The organism is Lacisediminihabitans sp., assembly GCF_036404185.1.
Taxonomy (GTDB): domain Bacteria; phylum Actinomycetota; class Actinomycetes; order Actinomycetales; family Microbacteriaceae; genus Lacisediminihabitans.
Genome location: NZ_DASWPB010000204.1, coordinates 1 through 5,324 on the forward strand (window position 1 = coordinate 1; position 5,324 = coordinate 5,324).

Below are 5,324 nucleotides of genomic sequence, written 5' to 3' on the forward strand. Positions count from 1 at the left end.
TCGGCGTGCACGCGCATCGGCGGCCGCTCGGAGGGGTCCCGGAACGGGCCTGCTATGCTGAAAGCACATGTGGGTCCACGACGGATCCCTGCGTCGTTGAACGCTTACTCTTCTCGCCCGATCGCATCGATATGGATGCGAAGCCTCAGGCTCGTAGAAACCTTCTCCGGCGATCGATAGTGGCGTCCGCCACTCTCGCCATCTTTCAACTGCTCACCGATGAAGCCCGGCTTCTCGGCGCCGGCACCCGGGCAACCGCCCGGAGCCCGGTGCGCTGAAAGGAACACCCCATCACCATGTCCGAAACAGACACCACCTTCGCCGCCCTCGGCGTTCCGGCCCCGCTCGTCGCGGTGCTCACCGCCCAGGGCATCGACTCCCCGTTCCCCATCCAGGTCGACACCCTTCCCGACACCCTGTCCGGGCGCGATGTGCTCGGCCGCGGAAAGACCGGCTCCGGCAAGACCCTCGCCTTCGCGATCCCGATGATCGCGCGCCTCGGCGGAAAGCTCGCCGGCGGCCACCGCCGTCCCGGGCGGCCGCTCGCGCTCATCCTCGCACCGACCCGCGAGCTGGCCACCCAGATCACCGTCGCGCTGACCCCGCTCGCTGATGCCTACGGGCTCAAGTCCGTGACGATCTTCGGCGGCATCTCGCAGCAGCGCCAGGTCGCCGCACTCAAGTCCGGCGTCGACATCGTCGTGGCCTGCCCCGGCCGTCTCGAAGACCTCATGAAGCAGGGCTTCGTCTCCCTCGACGCCGTCGAGATCTCGATCCTCGACGAGGCCGACCACATGGCCGACCTCGGCTTCCTCCCCGTCGTCACCCGGATCATGGACAAGACGCCGCAGAACGGACAGCGGATGCTGTTCAGCGCGACCCTGGACAACGGCGTCGACCGCCTGGTCAAGAAGTACCTCCACAACGCGGTCATGCACTCCGTCGACGAGGCCACGAGCCACGTCTCCGCCATGACCCACCACGTGTTCGAGGTCGACTCCGTCGATGCCAAGAACGAGCTCATCAAGAAGCTCGCCTCCGGCACCGGTCGCCGCCTCCTGTTCATGCGCACCAAACACCACGCCAAGAAGCTCGCGAAGCAGCTGACGGATGCCGGCATCCCCGCGGTCGACCTGCACGGCAACCTGTCGCAGCCGCAGCGCGATCGCAACCTGGCCGCCTTCGTCGCCGGCGAGGTCAAGGTGCTGGTGGCCACGGATGTCGCGGCCCGCGGCGTCCACGTCGACGACATCGAGCTCGTCATCCACGTCGACCCGCCGGCCGAGCACAAGGCGTACCTCCACCGCTCCGGGCGCACCGCCCGCGCGGGCAAGCAGGGCGAGGTCGTCACCCTCGTGCTGCCGACCCAGCGCAAGGACACCCAGGCGCTGCTCCGCAAGGCGGAGATCAGCGTCGTCCCCCAGCACGTCACGGCCGATTCGGATGCCGTGAACCAGCTGGTCGGCGAGGTCGCCGCCTACGTCAAGCCCGCCCCGCGCGCCGCGGTCCAGCCGCAGCGCCAGGGTGCTCCCCGCCAGTCGCAGGGCGGACGCTCACAGGGGGCCGGCCGCTCACAGGGCGCGAACGCCCAGCGCAAGCGCGCGGGTCGTGACGGCGCCGCGGCGAGTGCCGGCGCGGGCGGATCACGCAACTTCTACAGCACCGCGAGCGGCGAGAGCGCTCCTCGCACCGGCGGCGGACGTCCAGCCGCCGGCGGTCGCGCCGGAGGAGCAGCCGGTCGCGCCGGTTCCGGCGGCGGCCTCGTCGGGATGTCACAGGGCGGCGGGAATCGTCGCAGAAGCGGCACCCGCTAGTCGGAACGGGAAGGGCCTTCGCCTCGCGCGGAGGCCCTTTTTCGCGACCTGGAGGAATTGGTGACGCGTCATGAACCGGGTCTAGGCTGAAGGCTGTCCCTCGGCGGTTCATGCCTGACCGCCGACCGGGCTTCGGCGTACATTACTGGCCAGGCGGTCATCGACGACCACCTTTCCACCTCGCCCCTTCTGACCGGACCCCGCAGAAAGAAAGAGACCACGACATGACCATCCTCGATTCAACGACCTCTCTGCAGAACAGCGAGTACGACCCCGCCGCGCTGAAGACCGTCTTCGAACAGCACTTCACCTACGCCTCGGGAATCGAACGCAACATCCACCGCTATGCCGACGAACTCGCCGTCACCGACTCGGAGACCGGGAGGACCTGGACCTATCGCGAGTTCGGCGAGGTGACCGGCTGGCTTGCCGGGGGGCTGCGCGCCCACGGCGTCGGCGCGGGCGATCTCGTCTCCTACCAGCTGATGAACCGGCCGGAGTTCGCCTTCCTCTACGTCGCGACGCAGGCGTTGCGCGCGGTCGGCTCCCCGATGAACTTCCGCCTCGCCCCGGCGGAGGTAGCCTTCATCCTCGACGACTCGAAGCCCCTGGTCTTCTTCTACGAGACCGCGGATGCCGAGGGCATCGAGAAGGCGCTGGCACTCTCGGAGCACCAGCCGTCCGTTCTCGTCGCCGTCGGCGAGGGAACCCCCATCCCCGGATCGCTGTCGTTCGAGGACATCCTCGACCGGTCCGCGCCGAGCTTCCGGGCGCCGGCGGACGGGAGCGTCTGGGACGAGACCACCCGGCTCTACACGTCCGGCACCACCGGGATGCCGAAGGCGGTGCCACTCACGAGCCTCAACGAGGTGCTCACCGCACACGACGTCATCATGCACATGTCGCTCGTGCCGACCGACAAGACCATGAACATGTCCCCGTGGTTCCACCGCGGCGGAACCTACTGCGCCGGCCCGAACACCATGCTCTACCTCGGCGGCTCCGTCGTCGGCCTCCCCCGCTTCGACGCCGACCTCGTCCTCGACCTCATCGAGCAGCACTCCCTCACCTACATCGTCGGCGCGCCGACCAACCTCGAGCGGCTCGCGGATGCCCAGGAGGCGAGACCTCGCGACCTCGGCACCCTCAAGGGGATCGTGACGATGGGCGCGCCGTTCGAGCGCGCCGCCGCGCTCCGCTACCAGCGGGTGCTGCATCCACGGATCGCGAACGGCTACGGGACCACCGAGGCGTTCTGGAACACCTTCCTGCGGCCCGACGAGCTGACGACCGCGGCGGGCGCCGCCGGCCGGGCCTGCATCGACGACGACGTGGTCGTCGTCAAGGTCTACCCCGACCGCCTCGCCGACCCGGACGACCAGGTCGCCAAGGACGGCTCGGAGATCGGCGAGGTCATCGTGCGCTCGGTCAAGTCGGGTCACGCCTACATCCACAACCCGCAGGAGCAGGCCAAGAAGTTCCACGATGGCTGGCTCTACGCGGGCGACCTCGCCACCTGGACGAAGGACGAGATGGTCACGGTGATCGGCCGCAAGGACGACATTATCATCTCCGGCGGGGAGAACGTGCACCCCGTCCAGGTGGAGGCGCTGCTCGCCGAGCACGAGGACGTCGCCGACTCGATCGTGGTGGGTATGCCGCATCCGGAGTGGGGTGAGCTCGTCGTCGCCTACGTCCAGCGCAAGCCGGGTCGGCTAGGCGACGCCGCCGCGGCGGCCAGCGAGCTCGACATCTTCTGCCGGTCGAGCGTGAGCCTGGCCGACTACAAGCGCCCGCGCCTCTACGCCTTCGTCGAGGAGCTGCCGTACACGGCCACCGGCAAGAAGCAGCACTTCCGGCTCAAGGACCAGTCGACCGCCGACCACGAGGCCGGGCTGTTCGTCGCGCCGTAGCGGCGATCGGCCCGACTGCCCTCGCGGCGGGAGAAGGCATCCCTCGCGGCGGGAGATAACCCCGGGCCTCCGCCCCGCGGAGGGAGAAAATCCCTCTCGCGGCGGGATTACCTCCTCGCGGCGAGAGTTACGCCTCCCTCCGCGAGACAGTTTCTCCGCCACGACGGTTAAGCACCGCGCCGGCTGAGCCACCGGTAGCAAGCACCGCGACGGCTGGGTGATAGCACCGACGCCGGTCAGTACAGGCTGCCCACCGAGGCGAGGGCGGAGCGGACGAGCGAACCGCGACCGCCCTCCATCTCGGCGGAGACGGAGTCGGATGCGGCCTCCTCCGGGGTCATCCAGGTCAGCTCGAGCGCATCCTGCCGCGGATCGCAGGTGCCGGTGACCGGGACGACATAGGCGAGCGACACGGCGTGCTGTCGGTCGTCCGTGTACTGCGATCCGGGGAACGGGAAGTATTCGGCGACCGAGAACGGGATGGGGCTGGTGGGCAGCAGCGGGAAGGCCATCGGCCCGAGGTCCTTCTCGAGGTGGCGGAACAGCGCCTCTCTCAGGCTCTCGCCGAACATCACCCGTCCGGAGACCAGCGTCCTGGTGATCGCGCCGGCGGCGTTGGCGCGCAGCAGGATGCCGACCTTGGTCACCTGGCCGACGCCGTCGACCCGCACGGGGACGGCCTCCACATAGAGCAGCGGGAGTCGTCGTCTGGTCTCGGCGAGCTCCTCGTCGGACAGCCAGCCGGAGTTGGGGTCAGGAGTGCCTACAGAGCTCATGCTCCATTGTCACTTAAGTCCGGGAATCCGCGAGCAGGACCCGGGTCTCTGCCAGGTGCCGGGTCTCTGCCATGTGTGCCGGGCGTGCCGGGCGAGATCCGGGCGGTCACGCCAGCCGCTCCGCGAGATGCATCGCGTCGAACGGTGCATGCACCTTGGTGTCGTTGTCGAAGTAGACATACACGTCCCGGCCCCGCCCGTCTGGACATCCGCTGCCGTCGAGCCAGCCCCGGATCTCTCGCGCCCAGGAGTCGAGCGCCTCGTCGGTGTATCCGCTCGAGTACAGCTCCTCCGCCCCGTGCAGTCGCACGTAGACGAAGTCGGAGGTGACCTCGCGCACGAGCGGCCATCGTCCTGCGGTGTCGGCCACGACCAGGGACACGTCGTTCCGTCGGATGAGGTCGACGGCCTCCTGCGTGACGAAACTCGGATGCCTCACCTCGAGCGCGTGGCGGATCGGCCGGTCGGCGTCGATCTCGGTCCACATCCGGCCATCCACGCGGTCGTCATGATGCTCGGTGAGCCGCACGGCCTCCGCGGTGGTGCGGGGGAGCAGGCCGAAGAACTCCTCGAGCAGCTCGGCGTCGAAGTGCAGGCGTTCCGGCAGCTGCCAGAGCACCGGTCCGAGCTTGTCGCCGAGGGCAAGCACCCCGGAGGCGAAATAGTTCGCCAGCGCCGTGCGGGCGCCGCGCAGGCTCAGCATGTGGGTGATGAAGCGGCCGCCCTTGACGGAGAAGACGAAGGACGGCGGCGTCTCGTCCCGCCAGCGCTCGTAGCTCGACGGCCGCTGAAGCGAATAGAAGGAGCCGTTGAGCTCGATC

4 protein-coding genes are annotated in these 5,324 nt (G+C 68.9%); 2 read left to right on the forward strand and 2 right to left on the reverse strand.

Features of this window, described 5'->3' with window-relative positions:
* Positions 1 to 296: 296 nt before the first annotated feature.
* Positions 297 to 1,814 (forward strand): DEAD/DEAH box helicase, encoded by a 1,518-nt coding sequence (locus tag VGC18_RS14370; RefSeq protein WP_331098587.1) that lies wholly within the window; start codon positions 297 to 299, stop codon positions 1,812 to 1,814.
* A gap of 224 nt (positions 1,815 to 2,038) precedes the next feature.
* Positions 2,039 to 3,727, forward strand: a complete 1,689-nt coding sequence (locus VGC18_RS14375; protein ID WP_331098589.1) for a class I adenylate-forming enzyme family protein — start codon at positions 2,039 to 2,041, stop codon at positions 3,725 to 3,727.
* Positions 3,728 to 3,963: 236 nt separating this feature from the next.
* Here VGC18_RS14375 and VGC18_RS14380 read toward each other — a convergent pair whose 3' ends face one another.
* Both VGC18_RS14380 and VGC18_RS14385 read right to left on the reverse strand, forming a co-directional pair.
* Entirely contained in the window at positions 3,964 to 4,503 is a 540-nt protein-coding gene (locus tag VGC18_RS14380) for an NUDIX hydrolase family protein (protein ID WP_331098591.1), read from the reverse strand.
* Between the two features lie 106 nt (positions 4,504 to 4,609).
* The coding region (locus VGC18_RS14385) for a DUF72 domain-containing protein (protein WP_331098593.1) at positions 4,610 to 5,324 on the reverse strand (715 nt) is incomplete at its 5' end.

Bases quoted from the DNA above. Each gene is read 5' to 3' on its own strand.
- VGC18_RS14370 (WP_331098587.1), top strand. From the start codon at position 297: ATGTCCGAAACAGACACCACCTTCGCCGCCCTCGGCGTTCCGGCCCCG.
- VGC18_RS14375 (WP_331098589.1), top strand. From the start codon at position 2,039: ATGACCATCCTCGATTCAACGACCTCTCTGCAGAACAGCGAGTACGAC.
- VGC18_RS14380 (WP_331098591.1), bottom strand. From the start codon at position 4,503: ATGAGCTCTGTAGGCACTCCTGACCCCAACTCCGGCTGGCTGTCCGAC.